This is a genomic window from Paenibacillus sp. FSL H7-0331 (genome assembly GCF_001956045.1).
On the sequence record NZ_MRTH01000001.1, the window covers coordinates 44,242 to 68,225 of the forward strand.

Sequence of the window (23,984 nt, forward strand, 5' to 3'; positions counted from 1 at the left end):
CCTTCTTGTCAGTAGCCTTCCCCCCTCGGGATGTCCGTCACTCTAATCTTTATTAGAGGGGGAAGCTGGATGAAGCTTACCGTATATTTTGATGACCAGCTGAAGTTGTGGGTCGGATTGATTGAAGCCGAGGAACACAACCAATTGAAGGCATGCCGCCACTTGTTCGGCAGGGAACCTAAAGAAGCAGAGATTCTCGAATTTATTCAATTCCAGATGCTTCCACTGTTGTCAACGACGACACGATCGATTGATGTGAAGCCGCGCCGAGAAGGATATACCAATCCCAAAAGGCTTGCTCGCCTCGCGGCCAGAGAGCTATCACAACGTGGAGGCTCGACCTATGCGCAGCAGGTAATTCAAATGGAATACGAGCATCGGAAGGTGGAACGACAATCACGTGCCAGAGAGCGGCGTGAAGAACTTCAGGCTCACAAGTATGAGCTCAGAACCCAAAAAGCCAAACTCAAGCACCGCGGCAAATAAGAAATGAGGCAACCACTTCCTGTCGGGAGGTGGTTGTTTTTCTACTTGCATTCTGCATTCGAATCTTCTATTATAGATATTAAGGATCTTTAATAGATTTTATTTATCATCAAAAATCAGTTACAAATTCAGTTTCGGGAGGATGGTTATAATGGAAGCTTTGCATGATGTTGGTATTATTGGCGGCGGACCGGCAGGTCTGAATGCAGCCCTCATGCTGGGAAGAGCAAGAAAAACAGTTGTGGTCGTAGATGAGGATCGTCCCAGAAATCGGGTAACACACGAATCCCATGGATTTCTGACCAGAGACGGTATCACACCAAGCGAGTTTCGGAGAATTGCCAGGGAACAAGTAACCGCTTATCCCTCCGTCCGTTTTGTTGCAGATCGTGCTGTAACGATCACAGGAACCGATGGAGATTTTCAAATTACTACCGCACAAGGGCTCGCCTTTCGAGTCAAAAAGCTGCTCTTTGCAACCGGAATGAAGGATGCCCCCCTCGGTATTGAGGGATTAATCGATGTATATGGAAGCAGTGCCTTTGTATGCCCCTATTGTGACGGTTGGGAATTAAGAGATCAGCCCCTGGTATTGATTGCGAACGGCGCCAAAGCCCACCACATGGCCAAAATATTGCCGGGATGGTCCCGCCAATATGCCATCTGCACGAACGGACCTGATGAATGGACAGATGAGCAGCGTGACGAGCTGAGGCAGCACAATGTGCCATTTTTCGATAGTCCGATCCTGCGCATTGATTCTCAGGATGGTAAAGTGCAGCAGGTTGTCCTGGAGGACGGCAGCGAAATAGCGTGCACAGGGATCTTCTTTGCACCGACGCTTGTACCAGGATCAGACTTACCAGAAGCAATAGGCTGCCAAATAACAGAAACAGGGGCTGTCCTCGTCGATAGCTTCGGTAAAACCAATGTACCTGGTGTCTACAGTGCCGGAGATTCTGCTTCAGCAGCATATCAGCTGATTGCCGCTGCTGCTGCAGGAGCGCTGACTGCGGTTACGATCAATAGTGAGCTGCTCGAAGCGGCCTGGAATAACGAAATTTAAGCCTCATCATCTATGTACAAAATACGGGATAGGGGAGTTGGGTCAATTTCATACAATTCTCCAGACAACTCCACTCGACGCTTAAGGGTTTTCGATGGCGCCGATTTTGTGTAATAATAGGAACTGGCATTATTTTCTTGCCTAAGTTGATATTAAACAAAATCGGTTTTCCTGTTGAAAACATTGCAGAGGTGAAGTTATGATCAAAATCGGCCTAACCGGATTTGGCGATCACGAAGAATTGTATGGCAAGCTTACTCAGGCAAAACGGTTGCCTACCTATAGCGAGCATTTCCCCATCGTGGAGTTGGATAGCCCATTTTATGCTGTGCAGCCGGTGAAAAACTATCTGAAATGGGTAAATGACACACCGAAGGATTTTGGATTCATCGTAAAAGCTTATCAGGGAATGACGGGACATCTTCGGGGAAAGAAAAACTTTTTTGACACCACGGACGCTATGTACGAAGCATTCCACATCTCTATCCAACCGGTTATCGATGCCGGAAAGCTTGCAATGGCTTTATTCCAATATCCGCCCTGGTTCGAATGCAGTCGTGAAAATGTAGCCGTGCTTCGCGATACACGGAAACGGATGGGGGCCGTACCTTGTGCACTCGAATTTCGACACCAGAGCTGGTATGCCCCTGAATTTCGCGAGCGAACCCTTGATTTCATGAGCAAAGAGAACTGGATTCATACGATTGTCGATGAACCGCAAGCCGGAGAAGGCTCCATTCCGATCGTATCCGTAGCGACCTCACCCGAGATCACCTATGTGCGTATGCATGGACGCAATGTGCAAGGCTGGCATCAAAGCAACCATCCAGATTGGCGTAAGCTGCGTTATTTGTACAGATATAACACGCAAGAGCTGACGGAGTGGCGGGACAGGCTGCTTGAGCTGGAGAAGTCCTGCAAACACATTTACGTTGTTTTCAATAACAACTCCGGCGGCGACGCAACGGATAATGCGAAGGAGCTTATGCAAATGCTCGGTCTCGAAACCCAAGCACTGCCACCCAAGCAGGCGGATTTGTTTGAGGATATTTTGTAGGAATCGTTTCGCAAAAGGTTGGACAATACTCACAACGCAAAAAGCGCCGTAGGTTAGTCGTTAACCTACGGCGCCCTATTTTCTTCAAAATCAACTCTATTGCGCTGTCTCCGCTTGATCCTTTGCAATCTGTATCAGACAATCCTCAAACGTACCGATCACAATCTTCACAGGAACACCGAGCATCAAATTAATCGGCATACCCAGATTTTCGATATGCATGCCCTTTTTGTCCACATATCTCCCATTATCTCCGAGACGGACATCTCCCCAGTGTTTAGCTACCTTTTCCCATATAAGAGAATCGTCGCTCATATACCCGTACAGCTTTTTGCCTAAGGCACATGCATAACCTACCTCAAATACGGTCCCAGAATCTGGCTCTGCCCCGCGAAAACTGTTTAAATTAGCGGCTATGATATCCGAATTTTCGATCAGCTTAATATTGGCATGAAAAATATCGGAGGCAATTTCCATTTTGCTGCGGCCTGGCTGCTTGTTAATCACGTTGTCCATAGGAAACAAACCGACAAAGCCATGCTCCGCACATTCGGCTTTCAGGTTGGCACCGATCTCAAGTGCATTTGGATAAAAGACTTCAAATCCCGCTAAATAGATACGATTGCCCATGGCAAACACCTCACAACTTGTTCATATTTGGCGCTAGCCCTGAATGAGCAGAGAAACAACCTTGCCTTCATTCACATCGATAAGACCCAAATCAGTTATTTTCAAAGCCGGACTTACCGGTAAGGAGTGTGTACTGATCGACATAATCGGATTATAGTGTCGGTAACCGAGCGATTCCATAGCCTGGGTAAGCTGATGAACCTCAGCAGCGGTTTGCTCCAGCGGTTCCTCTGTCAAAATCCCACCTACAGGAAGGTGAAGATTCGCCAGCACGGTACCATTGTCTACCACACAGAAACCACCCTGATTGCGGATAACCTCATTCGCTGCGAGCATCATATCCCGCGGATTATGTCCAACGACCAGCAGGTTGTGATTATCGTGCGAATACGTTGTTGCTATCGCTCCGCGTTTGATCGTATCTCCGCCGATTAACCCGTATCCACGGTTTCCATTTTTCCCGTAACGCTCAAATGTAGCAATCAGCCCGTATGGACTTTCCTCCCAGCACAGCTGGTTATCTCGAATCTCCACCTCGCCATGGTACTCCTTTGTGAAGGTCGATCCATCCTGAACTATCATCACCCGGCATGAGTAACGGCTATCTGCTGCTTGTACGGTGACAGCGAAGTCTTGTTCCGTTAATATTGGCAGCTTGACACTCGCATAATAATGCTCAGGGAATGAGTGCTTACTCGGTTTGGGCAGGTAAGCTTCGTGAATGTCATATACCTTTTGTCCTTTTTTGTATACCTGATCCATAATCATGCTCTGCAGGTCTGACACGAGCAGGAAATCGGCAATTTTGCCGGGCGCGATGGCACCACGATCATGCATTCTCATTCTACGGGCAGGTGTAAAGGTACTGGCATAGATCGCTTTTTCGGCGTCCATTCCCATTCCTATAGCTTTGCGAACCAAGTGATTCAGATGACCACGACGTTGAAACGAATCCGCCATCACATCATCGGTCACAAAACAAAAATGCTCCGATACATCGTGCTCGATCAAATAATTCATTACTTCATCGGTCATCGACTTCTCCTGAATTTCAATAAACATTCCGGCATTAATCCGAGCTTCCATGCCTTCAATCGATTGATGCGTATGATCTGAATCCACGCCGGCATAGATGACTCGGTGCAAATCCAAATCCAACAGCTTGGGAACATGTCCCTCTATAATCAAATCCGGATAATGACTTCGAATATGCTCCAGAATGTGATTGGTTTTACTGTCCGAATTGGAAATAATATCCACATAATTCATGATTTCGCCCAAACAAGCGATTTTTTCCGTTTGCAGCAGCTCATCCAGATCGGCAATTTCGATGGACCCACCAGCCGTTTCCAGCGAAGTAGCCGGGACTGAGCTTGGAACTGCATAGAACATATCGGCAACACATTCCTCGCTTGCTCTCAGCATCTCTTTAACCCCGGCAAGACCAAATACATTCGCGATCTCATGCGGCTCCGGTACGATCGTCGTCACACCGTTACGTATCAATCCATAGGAAAAGGTTGCTGGTGTTACCATCGTGCTTTCGATGTGCAGATGAATATCGATGAGTCCGGGAAGCAAGTAACGATCCTCACCCTTGACAATCTCGGCGGCTTCGAACGTTTCCTGTCCGCGATCGCCCATATAAAGAATACGGCCATCCAGCACCGCTACATTACCCTTGATAAACTTTTTGGTATAGCTGTTAAACATTCGAACCTGCTCGATAAGTAAATCTACATGCATATGTGCACCTCCTGCTGCGTTAATCGACGATAACTAATTTTTCCGAGGGAAACGAAAGCTGAACCCGGGATCCATTCCCATAAGGCTCCTCCATTTCCTTATTGACCATAAAATCACCCAGCTCCGTCTTCACGACATACTGATAGCTGCGTCCAAGAAAGGTGCTAACGGTGACGAGGCCTGATACGGTATTGGTAATTTCCGGATTTTCACTATCTGCAGCACTTTTTAATGAATCGGCTGTGATGAGAATGTCCTCAGGACGAATGGCGATTTTGCGGCCCGTAGTGTTTTGGGTTCCCTGATGTCTCAGCACGCGGAACTCATAGTCGCTTTCCTTCAATACGATTTCCTCGTCGTGATCAATCCGCTGACTAAAATTAATAAAATTGCTGAAACCTATGAATCGTGCAACAAATTCGGACTTCGGATATTTAAAAATCGTTGCCGGACGATCCAACTGCTCAATAATCCCATTGTTCATAATAGCTACCTGATCGGAGATCGAGAAGCATTCCTCTTGATCATGTGATACATAAACGGTGGTAATGCCCAATTCCTGTTGAATCCGACGTATTTCTACACGCATATGGGTACGCAGGTTGGCATCCAGATTACTGAGAGGCTCATCGAACAGCAGCAAATCAGGCTCAATAACAAGTGCCCGAGCGATCGCAACCCGCTGTTTTTGACCACCGGACAATTCTTTTGGAAACCGCTTCTCAAAGCCTGTCAAGCTGACGACTTCCAGAATACGGCCTACCCGCTTCCCAATTTCGGACTCCGACACTTTTCTGAGGCGTAAACCGAACGCTACATTCTCGAATACAGACAGATGCGGAAACAAGGCGTAGCTTTGAAACACGAAACCGAAATTTCGTTTGCTAACCGGAACCCGTGTATAATCTTTCCCGTCAAAAGTAAACTTGCCATGCTTAGCCTCCAAGAAACCGGCGATCAAACGCAAGGTCGTTGTTTTACCGCAGCCGCTGGGTCCGAGCAGTGAAATGAACTGCCCTTTGTCAATATTTAAATTAAAATCACGTAAAATGTAATGCTGATGATTGTACGCAACCGACACATTTTCCAAAGCGAGCAATGTCATGAGTGAAAAACCCCCGTTATCGTTTTGTAAAGTAGCTTAATCCCAGAAGTCTTTCAATGAGGAATAATAAAACCATAGTCAAGAGCATAAGCAGCACGGAAATCGCCGCGAGCGTCGGATCAAAATGATTTTCCAAATATGATAACATCTGAATGGGGAACGTACTGACTCCCGGTCCTGTCATAAAGACGGATATTTCCACATTATTAAAGGAATCCAGAAAAGCAATGATGATCGCAGCCAAAATACCTGACTTGATATTAGGCAGCACCACTATAAAAAAGGTTTTCAAACGGCTGGAGCCCAGACTTAATGCCGCTTCTTCAATCGAAAAGTCAAAATTGGACAAGCTCGACGCGATAACACGTATCGTAAATGGGAGCATAATGACCGTGTGCCCGATGAACAGCGCAGTCATCATAGGCAGCTGGTAAGCGACAATCAAATATTTAAGCATCGTAAAACCCATTACAATTCCCGGTATTAATATAGGAGAAATGAATAAGGAGTTCCATGCTTCCTTCCCCTTAAAATCGAACCGGCTTAACGCATAAGCAGCAGGAATCCCGATCAGCAGCGCGAACAGGTTACCGACCAAGGAAACCATAATCGATATTTTGAACGTTTCCATAAACATCGATTGTTTAAAAATATTTTCGTACCATTTCAAGGAAAACCCCTGCGGCGGAAATTTCATGATCGTGCCCGGCTCGAATGAGGTAGCGGCGATAATAAGCAAGGGGCTCAGCAGCAGTATATAAATAAGCAATGTAAATAGGGCTAGCCCTCGATTCTTCTCCTGCATGCCCCTACCCCTTCACACTTAATTTAGTCGAAATTTTTGTCATCAAGCCAATAACAATTAAGGTAATGACCATCATGATCGTCGCAACGACTGATGCCGAATACCAGTCATTCAAAGTAATCGCATTTTGATATAAAAAGGTGGAGATGACCCGCTTTTTGCCCCCCAGCACCGATGGCGTCGTATACGCAGTCATACTTCCCACAAACACCAAGATACTGCCAAGAATCAAGCCAGGTATGCTGAGTGGAAAAATGACTTTGCGGAATACAGTAAATCGGGAGGCGCCCAAGCTTTCCGCTGCCTTGACCAGATCGGGATCGATATTCTCCATCACACCGACCAAGGAAATAATGATCAACGGCAAGAAGAGATGAATCAGTCCGATCATCACCGCCGTCGGCGTATACAATATTTCCAGCGGCTGCTGGATCAGTCCAAGTGACATCAGGGAAGAATTAAGCAGTCCGTTTTTGCCCAGTATAATAATCCAGCTGAATGACCTGACCACCGAGCTCGTAAGCAGCGGAAAGATCGCCAGAGCAAGCATAATCCCCTTGGTCCTTGGGCTTTGTCTGGAAACATAATAAGCAACCGGAAACCCGATGAGAATACACAAAATCGTCGTAACCGTACTCACCTGCATCGTGGTGAGCAGGATATTCAGAAAATATTGATCCTGTAGAAAATGCATATAGCCGTTGAACGTAAAATTCCCTTTTTGAAAAAAAGTTGTTCCTATCGTCATGATGATGGGAACGAGCATGAACAGGGTCAGGAATAACAGTCCCGGCAGCATTAATAAATAGACGTATTTCTTTTTCACGGAAGCTACCCCCTTTTCCCGGTTCCCTAAGTACGCAGCGTTTGCACAAACAGCCGCAAAAATGCATCGGCGTCCACATCCGTACATACCCGGACATTAGGCTCCCGCTTCAATCGGTTTTGAAAATCACATATCGTTTGACCGTCGCACAGCTCACTGCGAGTCTCAATATCGACATAATAAGAATGAGTTGTAACCAGCTCAGGACGCAAGGCCACACCTACAGCCAACGGATCATGAAGCGCGCAGGCTTGAACCTGGTTTCTTTCAAAATATCGCTTCATATAATCGGAGGTGCTTTCCTTCACATAACGACCGATCGGTGTATCACCCAGCTCTGTAATATGTGCATCACTGAGCAATGCCTGCCGTGTTACATCCAGCCCAACAAGCGTCAATGAAGGGAATCCCGCATGAAGGACGATTTTGACGGCCTCCGGATCGACATACATGTTGTATTCAGCGACTGGCGTCACATTACCAAACCCTTTAACCACACCGCCCATGAAAATAACTTCCTTGATTTCGTGAATCAATTGCGGACGTTTCATCAGGGCCAAAGCCAGATTGGTCATAGGTGCTGTCATGATCAGCGTAATCTCTCCCGGGTAACGCATTACCTGTTCAATAATGTAATCGGGCGCAAACCCTTCCGTAACCGAAGTATGTACCGGCATGTCGCGGAGTGCGCCGCCAATTCCATCTTCACCATGTACCCGATGCTCGAAAACAGGCGGCCTCAATAAAGGCTTAGCTGCTCCTCTGACAACAGGAATCTGCTGCTCAACTCCGAGCAGTTGCAAAATTTTGCATGTATTATTTGTCGCTGTGTCCACCGATACATTGCCATTGACAGTCGTAATCCCCACAATATCCATTTCACCGCTTTGGACCGCAAGGATGATGCCTAAGGCATCATCCACACCGGTATCCACATCGAGGATAACCTTTTTGTTCATTGTACTCTTCGCTCCCATGCTTCCAGGTTTATTGTGCAAGCTCACGGTTCCAACGGTCGGTCCATTTTTTCAAGTTATCATTGACAAACTTAACGTCCAACTTGCGCAGCTTGTTGATAACGTCGGCACCATAGGTCAATCCCTTGGCTTCCTCATCTGTCAGTTTCACTTCTTTATTGGTCGGTGACGTAATTTTGGCTTTAGCCACCTTTTCTTGTACCTCTTTGCTCAAATACCAGTTGATCAATTCTTCAGCTAGCTGTTTGTTTTTAGAACCTTTTACGACATTGATTGTGTTCATAACTGCATATCCGCCTTCTTGCGGCGTCACAAATTTGGCATCTGGCACTCCGGCTTGAAGATCCTTAAAGTAGCTGTCCATAAATGGACCCGCGGCAACTTCGCCTTGCGCAAACATTGTAACAAAATCTGCTGTTTTCCCGTAATATTTAACGACTGATGGATTCAGCTCTTTTAATTTGGCAAAAGCTTGATCTTCATTGAAGGTACTGTTTCCTGCAATCAGCGAAGCCGCATCGATCATCATCGGACCACTAGTTGTCGTAATACCAGGCAGTGTCAGCTTTTTGGCTAATTCCGGACTCCAAAGGTCTTTCCATGATTTAATTTCTGTCTTTACCAGCTTTGGATTGTAAGCTATACCCAGCTGATTGACTGTGTAGGCCGGTCCATAATCCGCGCCAAGCGGTGCTTTGGCAATATCATAGAGCTGATTCAGGTTAGTCAGCTTTGCAGCGTCGATCTTATCGATAACCCCAGCATCAATCGCCTGCTGTGTGAAATAATCGGATAGGAACAGAACGTCCACTGCCGAGCTTCCTTGCTGCACCTTATTTAAGCGTTCCGCATTATTCCCGATTTCAAACACAACTTTGGCATTAAACTTTTTTTCAAAAGGTACAATCACTTCTTTATTCGTAAAATCATCATTGGCCCATGTTGAGATGACCAATTTGGTTGGCTCGCCGCTTGGTTTGGATGCTTCCGGTGTTGAGGCTGCAGGAGTCCCGCTGCTGCTCTTCCCATCTGTACCACATCCTGCTAAAGCTAATGCCACACATGTAACTGAAATCGCGCTGCTGATCATTTTTTTCTTCATCATCTAATCTCCACCTATCCCTTTTGTTAGTTTGGCAAGCTATAAAAATAAAAAAGAAAAGTACTCCTGGTAGAATAAAAGCTTCTAACAAGAACACTTTTCTTTGTAAACAAAGTAAAGCGATATTTGTTGGGAAAAAAGGTGGCTATCTCTTAAGATAGATCAAAAGAGATCGTTCACATATTCGATTCATTCTAAGCTTGTCTGACAATGATGTTCGTAATCGCCCATTGCGTATGTGGATCGTAATCTCTCAAAACAGCTTCCATATCCAGCTTAAGCTCTTCTTCCAGCCGTTCTTTTAATTTCTTCTTATAAATCGAAGACATATAAAAATCGACCTCATACTTAAGATTGGGTGCTTCCCCCTCTAATGCTGCGGATCGGGGTGAGCGGCGATGCCTGGCTACAAATGTAATTAATTGATTATCAAAGGTAACCTTTAATAAGGTTGTTCCAAAACCGAATAGCTCCTTGGAAATATCATTATAAATGTGACACAGCTGCTTCTTGCCTTCATTAGTATCTAGTGAAAGAATGTGATCACCTTCTATAACGATTATTGCACTTCTCATCAGCCCAAAAACCCAATGTCAGGTAATATAACGTCGAATTAGATTTTATTCGTTTTATGTAAGTTAATATTATATGAAGATTGGGTATATATCAAGGGTATTTTCGTTATTTCCTGAAATCCACCTTTCATTTTGGTATTTTCATCCATTTTCGGTGTCTCTATTGAAAAAAATCTTTCTTTTAGGTTATAATCAGACTACATGCTCGTAAATTACCGAACAATAAGCCGATGAAGAGATTCCAACTCGGAGGCGTTCTCGTCAAGGAAATCAAGGTCATTGCATGATGACCTGTTCTCCCTAAGTTAACCGGACCGCCCGTTATCGCGGAACCAGAGAAGATCGGACAGCACTATACTGTCTGGTCAAATTGGGTGGCACCGCGAGAACAACGCTCCTCGTCCCATGGGATGAGGGCGTTTTTTGCATTCTAACTTATAGGGAGCGCGGTGTCATGTTAAATATTCAAACAATCCGGGACAACAAGGATAGGCTGCAGGAAGTAGCTGATCAGAAAGGAATTCACGTATCCATTGCACAATTACTTGAATGGGATGATCAGAAACGAAAGCTGCTTCAACAGGTGGAACAGCTGCGGCAGAGTCGAAACAAGCACACACTGCAATTTCAAGCGATCACTCAGAACCATACAGCCAACGGGAACAACCACGATACCCCGGAAGCCCGGCAATTAAAATTGACGGTTAAGGAGATTAATAACCAAATAACCGTGATGGAAGCCAGACTTGCCGATGTGGAGCAGCCTTATCACAGTCTCCTGCAGCTCGTTCCCAATCTGGTGTCACCCGATACCCCGGTCGGCCTTTCAGATGCAGATAATATCGAAATTCGCGCTCATGGGGAGCCACCGGAATTCGACTTCGAGCTTCGTGATCATGTTGCCTTAGGTGAGCTTCACGAAATCATTGATCTCCCCCGTGGTGTCAAAACAGCCGGAACCCGCAACTATTATTTAAAAGGTGCAGGAGCCATGCTCCATCGCGCTGTACAGCAGCTAGCTCTCGACCTGCTCCTGCAAAAAGGTTTTACACTTTTGGAGGTTCCTCTGCTTGTACGCAGCACCGCACTCACCAACACCGGATTTTTCCCGCTTGGGGAGGATCAGACTTACCGGATTGAAGGTGAAGACAAGTGGTTGGTTGGCACCTCAGAGGTTCCGCTTGTCGCGTTTTACGGCAACGAGATTGTCGATGTATCAGAGCCGATCCGTCTGGCTGCCGTCTCCACCTGCTTCCGTAATGAGGTCGGTTCTTCAGGAAGGGATGTGCACGGTCTATATCGTGTTCACCAATTTGCCAAGGTCGAGCAGGTCATTCTCTGTGAAGCCAGTCTGGAGAAGGCTGATGCTATTTTGCAGGAAATCACACACAATGCTGAACAGTTATTACAGCTGTTAGAGCTGCCTTATCGGGTTATGACCGTGTGCACGGGCGATATGTCACAAAAAACGTATAAACAGTACGATATTGAGACCTGGATGCCCAGCAGACAGGCATACGGTGAAACCCACTCGTCATCCAACCTGCTCGACTTCCAGACCCGACGCTCGCAGATCCGGTATCGGGATGCCGAGGGCAAGCTTGCCTATTGCTACAGCTTGAACAATACAGCCGTTGCTTCACCACGGATTCTTATTCCACTGCTCGAAAATCATCAGCAAGAGGACGGTTCCATCTACATTCCCAAGGCGCTGCAGCCTTATATGAATGGAATCGAGACACTAGTGCCAAGCAGCCCTGTATGATGGATGACAACTTGTTTAGTTGTTTAGCATCAGATTGAGCAAATCATTCGCAGTTGAGTTGATTCTAGCCCCTTCATACAATAAAAAACAGGCTGTACTGGTAATGTACCAGACAGCCTGTTTGTATGAACTTCTAATTATTTGTAGGCTTCTTCATGCTTAACTGTACTTAGGATAGCTGTGTGTGCTTGCTCATAAGCTGTGATATCTGTTTCATGCATAAGCGTCAAGCCGATATCATCCAAGCCTTGCAGCAAAAATTGACGGCGATGCTCATCAATTTCGATATCAATGTCAAGACCTTGATTGTCGGTCAGCTTTTTGCTTTCCAAGTCTACAGTCAGCTTATAGCCTTCTTGTTTCGCTGTACGCTGAAACAGTTCTTCGACCTGCTCTTCGCTCAGTTTAATCGGCAGGATTCCGTTTTTAAAGCAGTTGTTAAAGAAGATGTCTGCATACGAAGGTGCAATAACAACCTTGAAGCCAAAATCCTGAATCGCCCATGGAGCATGCTCACGGGAAGAACCGCATCCAAAGTTAGCACGGGAAATCAGAACGGAAGCGCCCTGATAACGCGGCTGGTTCAAAGAAAACTCAGGGATAACCTCACCCTTCGGGGTAAAACGCCATTCGAAAAATAAAAACTGTCCAAATCCTGTACGTTCAATCCGTTTCAAAAATTGTTTTGGGATAATTGCATCTGTATCTACATTCACACGGTCAACCGGACCCACAAGGCCCGTATGCTTGATAAATGGTTCCATGGATTTCGTCTCCTCACATCACGTTATTGAATTAAGCTTGCTGCTTCACTTTAAATTTCCAATCGCGAACGTCAACAAAATGACCTTCGATCGCAGCCGCTGCTGCCATTGCAGGAGATACCAGATGCGTACGTCCATCGCGTCCTTGACGTCCTTCGAAGTTACGGTTGGAGGTCGATGCGCAGCGTTGGCCCGGTTGTAATACGTCCGGATTCATCGCCAAGCACATGCTGCAGCCAGCATCACGCCATTCAAAGCCCGCTTCTGTGAAGATTTGATCCAGACCTTCTCTTTCCGCTTGCAGCTTCACACGACCGGAGCCGGGAACGACGATAGCTGTCAAAGTAGGTGATACCTTATAACCTTGAGCAATCGCTGCCGCTGCACGAAGATCCTCGATGCGGCCGTTTGTACAGGAGCCAATAAAGACATAATCAACAGCAAGCTCAGTCATCGGAGTACCCGGTGTCAAGCCCATATATTCAATTGCTTTTTCAGCAGCTTTACGCTCATTTTCAGTTGTAAAGCTTTGTGGATCCGGTACAAGCGCGGTTACATCGGTTCCCATACCAGGACTTGTTCCCCAGGTCACTTGCGGGATCAGGCTTTCCGCATCAAATTCAACAACCCAATCATATTGAGCGCCATCATCGGTAGTCAGCTTTTTCCATCTGTCTACAGCTTCGTCGAAAGCAGCACCCTGTGGTACATATTGACGACCACGCAGGTATTCAAAAGTAATCTCGTCCGGTGCAATCAGACCTGCTCTTGCGCCGCCTTCAATGGACATGTTACATACAGTCATTCTTTCTTCCATAGACAAACCACGAATCGCTTCACCTGTATATTCAATAACATAGCCAGTTGCGAAATCCGTACCATACTTAGCGATTACGCCAAGAATCAAATCCTTTGCAGTTACGCCAGGCTTCAAATTGCCGTTGATGCGAACTTCAAGCGTTTTGGCTTTGGACTGCTGCAAGCATTGAGTTGCCATAACGTGCTCAACTTCACTTGTACCGATACCAAATGCCAGGGCGCCAAATGCACCGTGAGTAGACGTATGACTGTCACCGCACACGATGGTTTTGCCTGGGTGTGTAAGACCAATCTCAGGTCCCATAACGTGAACGACACCTTGGTCAATATTATCAAGATCGAACAACGTAACGCCAAAATCCTTACAGTTTTGTGACAAGGTATCGATTTGCTGTTTGGAGATTGGATCCGTAATATTAAAACGATCTTTCGTCGGCACATTATGATCCATAGTAGCGTAAGTCAGATCAGGACGGCGAACCTTGCGGTTAGTCAGGCGAAGCCCTTCAAATGCTTGCGGGGACGTAACTTCATGTACCAGATGCAGGTCGATATAAATAATACTTGGTTTGCCTGCTTCCTGATGAATTACGTGATTGTCCCAAATTTTTTCGAACAACGTTTTTGCCATCAGTATCACCTCATTATCAGGAATAAATATCTCTTGGTACTTCATTATCCAATCCTATCATTTCTATACTCATTGTTCCAAGATATAATAGCTATAATATTGATAGGTAAATCGAATAAGCATAAGAAAAAACATTACTCTACGTACCTTGTACTCAAGCACTAGAAAAACCAAAAGATTTGTGCAATTTTTAACACCTATATTTTCCCAAATCATTCATACTGCTTATAGGTGGAGGGATAGGAGCCTTCGCTACAGGGAGATTGATTTCAATACTAAAAAAGCTGAATAACGAGGATTTGCTTGTTTACTACAGCATGGCAATCGAACTCGAACATCACGTAGATAAAGAATTTATTGAATTATTGGAAAGGGAATTAGCACGAAGAAATATTAGCATTCAGCCGCGGCAGGAAGACAACCAGAAGTAATCAAGAAATAAAAATTTGAGAGCGAAAGGCATCTAGCCCTTCACCGGTAGGGGCCCGTTAGCTTGTTGCTAGCGGGTCTCGCTTTCACGGCTCTTCAACAAATCAAGCAAGATTAGAACATACATTTCTTTGATAGGTCCAATCCAAGAGCCGCAGGCATTCATAATATACAAAAGGAAAGGCGAGAGGAGGGGGACATATGGGATTAGGAGTTGGTGGTAGTTGCGGAGGTTACGGGCTCGGAACATCTACTGGGGCGATTCTTGTATTGTTCATTTTGCTGGTAATTATTAGCCGTGCCTTTATCTAAAGATTATTCATCCGCCTACCATAACATTATGGAGGCGGTTTTTCACTAGTAACTATTTACATACTGGATAACGCTAACTTTCTCGACCAATAATAAGCCCATGCCAATTAAGGAGGGACACACAAATGGGTAAGCAACAGGGACATGCAGCTCAAAACACAACCACACGGACATCTGACAAAAAAAGTAACAAAGCTGAAAAGAATAAAGAGAAAGAGTAGAAGATCCTCAACATGAAACCCCCATTAACAAAATCGTTAGCGGGGGTGCTCTCACACATTTCCAGGCCCCCACCGCTCCTCAAGACGCATGCCTTTCCAGATACCAACTGAAATAGCCCAAGCTAGAACAAACAAAATAACCAGCATGTACCCCAGTGATCCAAAATCAAGGTCCTGAATCCAGCTCCAAAAAGCACCGTTCAAGCCCAATTTTTCGGAAAGCACCTGCAAGAGTTCAACCATACCGATGAGTAGGGCCGCGACGACAGCCAGTGAAGTAACGGAAAGATTGTAGTAAAGCTTACGAAGAGGTGTGGAAAACGCCCAGCTGTAAGCCTTGGTCATGAACATCCCATCTGCCGTATCCATTAAGCTCATCCCCGCAGCAAACAAAATAGGGAACGAAAGTACACCGACAAATGGCATGGCCTCTTTGGCGGCTCCAGCTGAAATCGCAAGAAGCGATATCTCGCTTGCGGTATCAAATCCAAGACCAAATAAAAAACCTAACGGATACACGTGCCAGCTGCGGGTTATAAATTTATAAAGAGGTCTTAAGAGCCGAGAGAAAAATCCTCTGGATTCGAGAAGTCTCTCAAATTCATCCTGGTTGTGCGCGCCATTACGAAATTGAACAAATAACTGAAATAATTGAATCAGTACAATAAGATTGATGAGACCTATAATAAGTAAAAACAATCCGGACACGGAAGCGCCTATCAAGCCACCAATTTCTTGCATTTGCGGCAGTTCTCTTTGTACCCATTTAACCGAAAAAGCAGTGACAATCGCCATGAGCAGCACCACCGAGGAATGTCCCAATGAAAAGTAAAAACCAACCCCAAGTGAATTCCTTTTTTGCTGCACCAGCTTACGGACGGTGTTATCAATAGCGGCAATATGATCCACATCAAAGGCATGCCTGAGTCCAAGCGTGTAAGCAAGCAGTCCCATCCCCCAGAGGGCTGGATTGTTACGTGCCGCTACATATAAAAACATCAGACCCATAATATGAAGAATAAGAACAGCACCAGAATAACCTATCCAAGACTTACTCTGCCCGAGATTATCTTTGTTCATCATTTATTTTACCTGGCTTTCCTGTTTATTATTTGGTGCTACGAATATATTAGAATGTAACACGATAATTGCTTTTTGAACATATCCATAACAAAAAAAATCGAACCCAAAAGGACTCGATTGGTTAGTATATGTGACTCAGCCGTTTTCCATATGAACCTGCATATGAAGTCAGCCCTAATAATTTCAGATTCTCATATAGCTTCATAGCTAACTTTTCGTATGAAACAAGTTATTCTCGTATCATCGACGCATACACAATGTATTCAAAACCTCAGGCACCGGAGTTTTCAGCCCTCATTATGTCCATGAACGGGATCTTCACCATCTCACCGCCAAATTGGGTTACATGAACCTTTCGGGTGTTGGCATCCAACTCCACAATCCGCCCACGAATTACCTCGGACTTTCCCCATACAGTCAGCAGCATTTCGCTTCTTTCATGCTTCGCTTCACCCAGCTTATCTCCCAATTCTTCCAGATCGGACTCATCTCTTTCTGGTCGCTTTGCTACATTCATCATTTTCATTACCTCCCACTTATAGGAACATTCGTTCTATACATATTTTATACGAACACAACACGAACGCGCAAGAGCCAAAATGAATTTTTTATGTAAAATGAACCGCAGCTTACGCGGTCCTAATATCCTGGGTATCTCGTTACCTATTGGATTAAACAGTTATACCTTAATTCCACGGTCCACCCTACCATCCAATACGGTATTCAGAAATACCAATTCCGTCACCGTCAATGTCTTGTCCACAATCTTCTGCATCCACTCCCAGCTAAGCTGGTCCGCATTGTAGGCGGCTCCCAGCACCTGGTACAGCATATCCCATTGCCATTGCTCCAGCTTCATCGGCATATTCATCTCATCCTCCTCAGGGATTTCATTGGTGTTCCACCAGCCCTCTTTACCGTACGATTCGTTCAAATCCACATTGATTCCGTTTAAGGTTATATCATTTTGATACTGATAAATGTTCCTAACCTCCGACTTCTTCCCGCCGCTCCAGGCATAGGTTTGCCAGAATCGGGAACAAACGCCGCGTTTGTACATCTCCTCAATCACCGCATAGGAGCCATAGACGCCCGTGTAGTATCCTGGCGTTGCCTCAGCTGCAGCAGCTATATAGTCTGCTATTGTATTCATCTGCGCAATGGTGGCATCGAAATCCACGGCAAAATAAATCGCACTTCCTGCCGGTTGCCCGATATCAATGGCAAGCTGTAAAGCCGTTGCCCCATCATTTAAACCGGCTTCCCGACCGTCCAGAGGCCGGTTGGCCGTTGTTTCGAATACGGATACAATTTGCAGTCCACCCTCTGTGATGATTTCCGCTTCTTTCCTACTCAGCGCCTTCCAGCCGCTGGGAACCAGATAACGGGCAACAAACTCAAAATTCTGTGACCGAAAAGCAGCAGTGACAGCTACCGTCAGCGGTGTTGCACAATCAAAGCCCTTGGTCATTTCTTATCCTCCTCCCCTTTCCCTTTATCTTCTAGCTGCTTCAGCACTTTGGTAATAAAGTGTGGTAGCGGCACACCAATAACCCCCAAATTTTCAACGATCGATAATCCTTCTCTACCAACATAAAAATAAATGGCCAGTGTCCTAAATATCGGTGCGGCATTGCCCACCAGCTCATCCAGCATAACTGCAAGTGCCAGAACAACGAGAATCACACTCTTGCGGATTCCCCCCCAGAACATGACCTCACTATTCAAATTACGCTGCTTGATTGCTCCCAGAACGCCCGTTATATAGTCAGCTACCATACAAAAAATCAACAGCTGTAAACCGATATCCCAGCCTCCCAGAAATGCATTTACAATTAGACCTGTTATCGCCACGATACTGCTGAAGGCCGTTTCTCTGGTCAAAAGTGGCTCCCCCTTTCCTCCGCTGGCAAGGCATGTACGCTCCATACAATATATTCAGATTTGCTAGAGTTGGATTGGACAGCATCAGCAATTACTGTAGCGGCAGGAAGCATACTTTCTGAATTTTTGAGAATCCTAGACATACAAATCTACAAATGGAGGACATAGCAATGACCCCTACACAGCTTCAGCCCTCACCTCAAACTGAACACAAAGTAGAACTGACATCAGCTGAAATAGCCAGCCTTTGGACCTCCTATCTAAGTGATACATTGGCTGTTTGTACCATAGGAGTTTATTTGCAGCATGTCGAAGATCCGGAAACCCAATCCATACTTGAATTCGCGTATCAACAATCGAAAGAACATGTTCAGAAGCTGCAGGCTTTTTTTACAAAAGGCAATATTCCTATACCTGACGGCTTCCAAGAAGGCATTGATACCCACCAGGCACCTCGCTTGTACACCGATGACTTTTACTTGTTCTATATTGAAAACATCGGTAAAGTCGGGATGCGCCAGTATACGATGGCTCTTTCTAATTCTGCACGGTCGGATGTCAGCCAATATTTCACTGACTGTCTGAATGAATCGGTACAAATATTTAACCGGTCTACAGATGCTTTGCTTGCAAAAGGGACTTTTATAAGAGCTCCTTACATTCCAAGCCCTACAACCAAAGAATATGTCCAGAAAAACAGCTACATGGATACATGGTTTGGCCCGCAAAGACCACTCAATGTGATCGAAATATCCGGACTCTATTTTAATTTGATCCAAAACCAGCTGGGTCGTTCTCTACTCATGGGTTTCAGTCAAACGGCAGGGACACAGCAAATTCGTAATTATATGATGCGGGGAAGGAATATTGCAGATAAGCATGTCGAAATTTTCGGTTCGATACTGAGTAAGGAATTCATTCCATCAGCGAGTGTGTGGGACACACTTCCGACAAATTCAACCGCACCCCCATTTTCAGATAAAATGATGATGTTTCAAGTTTCAGCGCTGAACGCCTCAGGAATCGCTCATTATGGAACGAATCTTGGTATGAGTACCAGAAAGGATTTGTCCACCCATTATATTGGTCTGACGGCTGAGATTCTTGCTTTTGCTGAGGATGGAGCCGAAATCATGATAGAGCATGGGTGGATGGAACAACCACCACAAGCACCCGACCGCAACAAGCTGGCTACACCTTGAACCGAGTTATCCCTTTAAAGACACAAAAAAAACAGCCTGCTCTCCAATAATGGATAGTAGGCTGTTTAGATTGTTTCCTGTATAATATGAATAAGCTTAATAGGAAACGATTATAAATGTGATAGCTTTGCTATATAAAGGAGCATTCTTATGGAACTCAGACAGCTGCAGTATGCACTGCAAATTTCAATTGACAAAAACTTCTCCAGAGCGGCTGAAAAGCTGCACATTGCCCAGCCATCTCTCAGCCAACAGCTTTCCAAGCTGGAAAAGGAAATCGGCTTGCTGCTGTTTCAGCGGACAACCAACTCCGTCGAAGTGACCTATGCCGGAGCCTTGTTTGTAGAAAAGGCACAAACGATTCTTGACATGATTGAGCAGCTAAAGCGTGAAATGGAGGATATTTCTCAAATGCGCAAAGGGAGACTCGTCGTTGGCAGTTTGCCTATTACCGGAGCCCATGTACTGCCGCTGGTGCTGCCTGTATTCCAAGCGAATTATCCAGAAATCGAAATTGTGCTGATGGAAGAGACATCTGCGCATTTGGAGCAAATGACAGCCAACGGACAGATCGATATTTCCTTGCTGTCGATCCCGCTCCAGGATGAGTCTCTGACCTATGAGCCCATCATTGAGGAAGAAATACTGCTCGCAGTTCCCCAGCACCATCGATTGGCAGCAAGAGCATCCGCACCACAGCAAACCATAGACATCCTGGAACTCCGCGACGAACCGTTCATCGCGCTTAAGAAAGGACAGGGCTTCCGCCAGATTGCTTTGGAGCTTTGTGCAGAATCCGGCTTCAAGCCTAACATCGTGTTTGAGAGCAGCAATATAGAGACTGTGCAATCACTTGTAGCAGCAGGAATGGGAATTGCTTTTGTTCCGCATATGGTGTCCAGAGGTGGTTGGAGCGAACACGCTCCAGCTTATCTTTCCCTTACTACCAAGCCTACACGCACACTCGTTATCGCTTACCGCAAAGGTCGCTACTTATCTAAAGCCGTAGGCGCTTTTATGAAAACATTCCATGACGTCATCAAAAATTAATATAACGCAGGTCGCCGATCTTCGAAAACCGGAATACGGCTTCGCACCTCATCTACAAGTGCCAAATCAATCTGAGCGCGAATGACCTGCTCCGTCTCATCCCCTTCGGCAAGCGCTTCTCCCCAAGGATCAACGACCATTGAATGCCCAAAAAATTCGGTGGTCCCGCTGATTCCTACACGATTGCAGGAAACGACAAACATTTGGTTTTCTATAGCCCGCGCCATCAACAAAGTGCGCCAATGGTGCAATCGCGGGTTTGGCCATTCCGCAGGTACAAACACAATTTGCGCTCCACCTAAAGCCAGCTTTCTGGAAAGCTCAGGGAACCGGATATCGTAACAGATCATCATGCCGGAGGATACTCCGTCAAGCTCGAACTGTCCAATATGGCTGCCTTCCTCTAAATACTTTTCCTCATCCATTAAGCGGAATAGATGAATTTTGGAATAATCCGCTACGCGGCTGCCCTCACGATTGTACGCATAAATCGTATTGTATATCTGATTGCCCTGCTTCTCGGCAATAGACCCCCCGATGATATTCACCTGATGCTTGCGAGAAAATTCCGACAGCAGCGCATGTGTACGTTGCCCTTCTTCATCTGCTAGCTCTTGAATACGATCCAACGCATAGCCCGTGTTCCACATCTCTGGAAATATTATGACATCCGGCTTCGTCTCGCCCTCAACAGCTTGATTCAGCAGCTTCTCAAGCTTCGCATAATTTAGCTCGGGTTCTCCTATTGCGATGTCCATTTGTAGTAAAGCAAGGTTCCATTTCCGATTATTTAAAGTCATATCCTTCACCCTTTATGATTTATATGATAACGACTTATGGCGTCATTGTGTGTGGATTCGTATATAGTCGTGATTTCATCATAGACGATGATGCACTGAACTTCAATCCTTTCGGGCGAACCATAAGCTCCATCGATCTTGTTCCACAAGTGGTTTGTCGAGAGCCTCCATGCCTTCTGCAGTCAACTGCTGCCGGATATAGTCGATTAAATCTTCCAATTCCACATCCGACAATTCGTGTAAAATCGAACGTCCAGTCCTCAGCAGCAGATCCTCTCGCAACTCCGCAAAATGATGGTAAGATTTCCTCGCTTCCCAAAGCGAAATCTCCTGCACTTGGTTAAAGCCAGCTGTCCTTAATGCGGCCAGTACATGGTCAGAACTGTGACGTCTACTGCTTTCCTGTACCAATAGACTTGGGAATTTATCAAAGATGTAGCCGCGCACATGCTCTTTACTTCCAGCTAACGCACAGTCCTCAGGTGTCCGGTCCTGCACAATAAGCACACCGTCCCGTTTCAAAATCCGATTAGCTTCCTTCATACAGCCTGCTAGCTCATCTGATGAAAGATGATGAATGAGCGCCCGCTCCAGCACAAGATCAATACTCTCGTCGTCCAAGCCTGTGCTCAGCGCGTTTCCTTGCTGAAATCGTATGTTCGGATGACTGTCAGCATAAGCCGTGGCTCCCTCCAGCATCACTTGCGAGAAATCCACACCAACGACTGATTCCACACCCATTTCGATTAGAGCCTTGCTATAAATGCCACCTCCACAGCCAACATCTGCAGCCTGAATTCCTTTTAAATCGACCTTACTGGCTATCAATTGCTTCCAGTCGTTATCCACACTTCGGTTGGTATAGCTGGTTGTGTTCTTCGGATCGTGAAAATCAATGGACATCTAGCAAACCTCCTTCATTCAGTATCATTTCATTAGATGAAACTAAATACTGTTGAATGAAACTTTTGGTTGGTATCATTTTACCATCAGAGTAACCCAAATAACAATAGCGTAACGCATTATCCATACTTACTTCTATACACTGCTTGCGTTTCATGTTACATTTAGGCTATCTGGGCAATTCACCCTTATCCTATACAATTACTGGAGTGTGACTATAGATGAGTTCAGCTTCTTCATCAAGTAAACCCGCGTTTTCCATTCAGCCAGCACAGCGTATGCAGCAGCTTCCTACCCAGTTTTTCGCTACTCTCGTAAGTAAAGCTAACGCACAAATAGCTGCAGGCCATGACGTCATTAACTTGGGACAAGGCAATCCGGATCAACCTACTCCTGCTCATATCGTCAAGGAATTACAGGTTGCTGCCGAAAATCCACTGTATCATCGATACCCGCCCTTCAACGGGTTCCCCTTTCTTAAGCAAGCTGTCGCCAAGCGGTATAAAGAAGATTATAATGTTGATCTGGACCCGGATACCGAGGTTGCCATCTTGTTCGGTGGTAAAACGGGACTTGTGGAAATAAGCCAATGCCTGCTTAATCCAGGCGACGTCTGTCTTGTTCCCGATCCCGGCTATCCGGATTACTGGTCAGGAGTTGCGCTTTCCGGAGCCAAAATGGCCTTCATGCCTTTGCGCGAGTCCAACGCTTTTTTGCCAGATTACAGTGCTTTGTCCGCAGAGGATATTAACAAAGCCAAGCTGATGTTCATTAATTATCCGAACAATCCTACAGGAGCCTCAGCACCGGCTTCGTTCTATGAAGATACGATTCGCTTTGCCGAGCAAAATGGTATTGTGGTTGCGAGTGATTTTGCTTACGGTGCACTTGGTTTTGACGGTCACAAACCGGTCAGCTTTTTGCAATTGCCAGGAGCCAAGGAAGTGGGAATAGAATTCTATACACTGTCCAAAACCTATAATATGGCAGGGTGGCGAGTCGGCTTTGCACTCGGTAATAAAGAGCTTGTCCGTTTAATTAATCTCATTCAGGATCATTATTATTGCAGTCTGTTTGGCGGTATTCAGGCCGCTGCCGCTGCTGCTCTAACGGGTCCACAGGATTGTGTCGCCTCCTTGCTTGCTACATATCAAGGTCGTCGTGATGCATTATACAGCTCTCTGGATCAGATTGGCTGGAAGGCACAACGTTCACAAGGCTCTTTCTTTACGTGGCTGCCTGTACCTAAGGGCCACACCTCCGCATCGCTCGCCGATTTGCTGCTTGAGCAGGCCAAGATCGTGGTAGCACCCGGAATCGGATTCGGTGAAAGCGGCGAAGGCTACGTCCGACTCGGACTTCTGGCACCGGAACCCCGATTGCAGGAAGCCGTCGAGCGGATCGCGAAGCTGCACTTGTTTGATTAATTTGGTTCTGTCCATTAACGGTTTCTAGCGAACGCTTGCTCCTTTACAACCGAATGGCCTCATGCTATGCTATAAAAAGCAAACGTTATGATGGGATTAGTAGAAAGCCCCCCGTGTACAGAGAGTAAATTCCACTGGCTGCAAGAATTTACCGCGAAGACTTATCGAACCCGCCCCGGAACGGCCAGTGACGAGCTGGACGGCCTGCCTTGCTGTTACCTAAGGCCTATTAAGTTGGATGTTCATCATCAATTAAGGTGGTACCGCGGAAGTTCATGCTTTCGTCCTTAGAGGACGGGGGCTTTTTGTGCATTAATCG

General features: G+C 45.9%; 25 protein-coding genes. 9 read left to right on the forward strand and 16 right to left on the reverse strand.

Features of this window, described 5'->3' with window-relative positions:
• Positions 1–69: 69 nt before the first annotated feature.
• The 3 genes from BK127_RS00205 (at position 70) to BK127_RS00215 (ending at position 2,609) form a co-directional block, all read left to right on the forward strand.
• A complete protein-coding gene (locus BK127_RS00205; RefSeq protein ID WP_076227315.1) occupies positions 70–486 on the forward strand; it encodes a YjdF family protein in 417 nt (138 codons plus the stop codon).
• Between the two features lie 151 nt (positions 487–637).
• The gene (locus BK127_RS00210) at positions 638–1,552 is read left to right on the forward strand and encodes an NAD(P)/FAD-dependent oxidoreductase (RefSeq protein WP_076227318.1); all 915 of its coding nucleotides are present in this window, start codon (positions 638–640) and stop codon (positions 1,550–1,552) included.
• 199 nt (positions 1,553–1,751) lie between these two features.
• Complete coding sequence (locus tag BK127_RS00215; protein ID WP_076227321.1) at positions 1,752–2,609, forward strand: DUF72 domain-containing protein; 858 nt, start codon at positions 1,752–1,754, stop codon at positions 2,607–2,609.
• A gap of 96 nt (positions 2,610–2,705) precedes the next feature.
• Here the strand turns inward: BK127_RS00215 and BK127_RS00220 are convergent, their stop codons facing one another.
• From BK127_RS00220 to BK127_RS00255, 8 genes are all read right to left on the reverse strand, one after another.
• The gene (locus BK127_RS00220; protein WP_076227324.1) at positions 2,706–3,239 is read right to left on the reverse strand and encodes a nucleoside 2-deoxyribosyltransferase; all 534 of its coding nucleotides are present in this window, start codon (positions 3,237–3,239) and stop codon (positions 2,706–2,708) included.
• Between the two features lie 33 nt (positions 3,240–3,272).
• The gene (locus BK127_RS00225; RefSeq protein ID WP_076227326.1) at positions 3,273–4,985 is read right to left on the reverse strand and encodes an adenine deaminase; all 1,713 of its coding nucleotides are present in this window, start codon (positions 4,983–4,985) and stop codon (positions 3,273–3,275) included.
• Positions 4,986–5,004: 19 nt separating this feature from the next.
• Positions 5,005–6,090, reverse strand: a complete 1,086-nt coding sequence (locus tag BK127_RS00230) for an ABC transporter ATP-binding protein (RefSeq protein WP_076227328.1) — start codon at positions 6,088–6,090, stop codon at positions 5,005–5,007.
• Positions 6,091–6,106: 16 nt separating this feature from the next.
• Positions 6,107–6,895, reverse strand: coding sequence for an ABC transporter permease (locus tag BK127_RS00235; protein ID WP_076227331.1), 789 nt, complete (start codon positions 6,893–6,895; stop codon positions 6,107–6,109).
• A gap of 4 nt (positions 6,896–6,899) precedes the next feature.
• Positions 6,900–7,721, reverse strand: coding sequence for an ABC transporter permease (locus BK127_RS00240; RefSeq protein WP_076227334.1), 822 nt, complete (start codon positions 7,719–7,721; stop codon positions 6,900–6,902).
• Positions 7,722–7,747: 26 nt separating this feature from the next.
• The gene (locus BK127_RS00245; RefSeq protein ID WP_076227336.1) at positions 7,748–8,680 is read right to left on the reverse strand and encodes a nucleoside hydrolase; all 933 of its coding nucleotides are present in this window, start codon (positions 8,678–8,680) and stop codon (positions 7,748–7,750) included.
• A gap of 28 nt (positions 8,681–8,708) precedes the next feature.
• The gene (locus BK127_RS00250) at positions 8,709–9,803 is read right to left on the reverse strand and encodes an ABC transporter substrate-binding protein (RefSeq protein WP_076227339.1); all 1,095 of its coding nucleotides are present in this window, start codon (positions 9,801–9,803) and stop codon (positions 8,709–8,711) included.
• 191 nt (positions 9,804–9,994) lie between these two features.
• Positions 9,995–10,375, reverse strand: a complete 381-nt coding sequence (locus tag BK127_RS00255) for a DUF2294 domain-containing protein (protein WP_076227342.1) — start codon at positions 10,373–10,375, stop codon at positions 9,995–9,997.
• Between the two features lie 454 nt (positions 10,376–10,829).
• On the opposite strand from BK127_RS00255, the gene serS reads away from it, so the two are divergent.
• On the forward strand, positions 10,830–12,140 hold the full coding sequence (serS, locus tag BK127_RS00260; RefSeq protein ID WP_076227345.1) for a serine--tRNA ligase: 1,311 nt from the start codon (positions 10,830–10,832) through the stop codon (positions 12,138–12,140).
• 137 nt (positions 12,141–12,277) lie between these two features.
• Here serS and leuD read toward each other — a convergent pair whose 3' ends face one another.
• The gene (leuD, locus tag BK127_RS00265) at positions 12,278–12,904 is read right to left on the reverse strand and encodes a 3-isopropylmalate dehydratase small subunit (protein ID WP_076227348.1); all 627 of its coding nucleotides are present in this window, start codon (positions 12,902–12,904) and stop codon (positions 12,278–12,280) included.
• Between the two features lie 31 nt (positions 12,905–12,935).
• On the reverse strand, positions 12,936–14,354 hold the full coding sequence (gene leuC / locus BK127_RS00270; RefSeq protein WP_076228313.1) for a 3-isopropylmalate dehydratase large subunit: 1,419 nt from the start codon (positions 14,352–14,354) through the stop codon (positions 12,936–12,938).
• 263 nt (positions 14,355–14,617) lie between these two features.
• On the opposite strand from leuC, the gene sda reads away from it, so the two are divergent.
• Positions 14,618–14,785: a sporulation histidine kinase inhibitor Sda gene (gene sda, locus BK127_RS00275; RefSeq protein WP_083688949.1), complete on the forward strand. Its 168-nt coding sequence runs from the start codon at positions 14,618–14,620 to the stop codon at positions 14,783–14,785.
• Between the two features lie 199 nt (positions 14,786–14,984).
• Complete coding sequence (locus BK127_RS44445) at positions 14,985–15,095, forward strand: sporulation protein YjcZ (protein ID WP_218638988.1); 111 nt, start codon at positions 14,985–14,987, stop codon at positions 15,093–15,095.
• A gap of 272 nt (positions 15,096–15,367) precedes the next feature.
• Here BK127_RS44445 and BK127_RS00280 read toward each other — a convergent pair whose 3' ends face one another.
• From BK127_RS00280 to BK127_RS00295, 4 genes are all read right to left on the reverse strand, one after another.
• Positions 15,368–16,396 (reverse strand): HoxN/HupN/NixA family nickel/cobalt transporter, encoded by a 1,029-nt coding sequence (locus BK127_RS00280; protein WP_076228315.1) that lies wholly within the window; start codon positions 16,394–16,396, stop codon positions 15,368–15,370.
• Positions 16,397–16,670: 274 nt separating this feature from the next.
• On the reverse strand, positions 16,671–16,919 hold the full coding sequence (locus BK127_RS00285; protein WP_256711125.1) for a YolD-like family protein: 249 nt from the start codon (positions 16,917–16,919) through the stop codon (positions 16,671–16,673).
• 159 nt (positions 16,920–17,078) lie between these two features.
• Positions 17,079–17,870, reverse strand: coding sequence for a DUF1906 domain-containing protein (locus tag BK127_RS00290; protein WP_076227352.1), 792 nt, complete (start codon positions 17,868–17,870; stop codon positions 17,079–17,081).
• Complete coding sequence (locus tag BK127_RS00295) at positions 17,867–18,283, reverse strand: phage holin family protein (RefSeq protein ID WP_076227354.1); 417 nt, start codon at positions 18,281–18,283, stop codon at positions 17,867–17,869. Before BK127_RS00295 ends, BK127_RS00290 begins: the two co-directional genes overlap by 4 nt.
• Before the next feature lie 170 nt (positions 18,284–18,453).
• Here BK127_RS00295 and BK127_RS00300 point away from each other — a divergent pair, with 170 nt between their 5' ends.
• On the forward strand, positions 18,454–19,485 hold the full coding sequence (locus tag BK127_RS00300) for a DUF3231 family protein (protein ID WP_076227357.1): 1,032 nt from the start codon (positions 18,454–18,456) through the stop codon (positions 19,483–19,485).
• A 150-nt stretch (positions 19,486–19,635) separates the two neighbouring features.
• Entirely contained in the window at positions 19,636–20,535 is a 900-nt protein-coding gene (locus BK127_RS00305) for a LysR family transcriptional regulator (protein WP_076227359.1), read from the forward strand.
• On the opposite strand, the gene BK127_RS00310 is transcribed toward BK127_RS00305, so the two are convergent.
• Positions 20,532–21,335, reverse strand: coding sequence for a carbon-nitrogen family hydrolase (locus BK127_RS00310; RefSeq protein ID WP_076227362.1), 804 nt, complete (start codon positions 21,333–21,335; stop codon positions 20,532–20,534). The genes BK127_RS00305 and BK127_RS00310 overlap by 4 nt on opposite strands.
• Before the next feature lie 102 nt (positions 21,336–21,437).
• The gene (locus tag BK127_RS00315; protein ID WP_076227364.1) at positions 21,438–22,238 is read right to left on the reverse strand and encodes a class I SAM-dependent methyltransferase; all 801 of its coding nucleotides are present in this window, start codon (positions 22,236–22,238) and stop codon (positions 21,438–21,440) included.
• A 221-nt stretch (positions 22,239–22,459) separates the two neighbouring features.
• On the opposite strand from BK127_RS00315, the gene BK127_RS00320 reads away from it, so the two are divergent.
• Complete coding sequence (locus BK127_RS00320; protein WP_076227366.1) at positions 22,460–23,665, forward strand: pyridoxal phosphate-dependent aminotransferase; 1,206 nt, start codon at positions 22,460–22,462, stop codon at positions 23,663–23,665.
• The last annotated feature ends 319 nt before the right edge of the window (positions 23,666–23,984 follow it).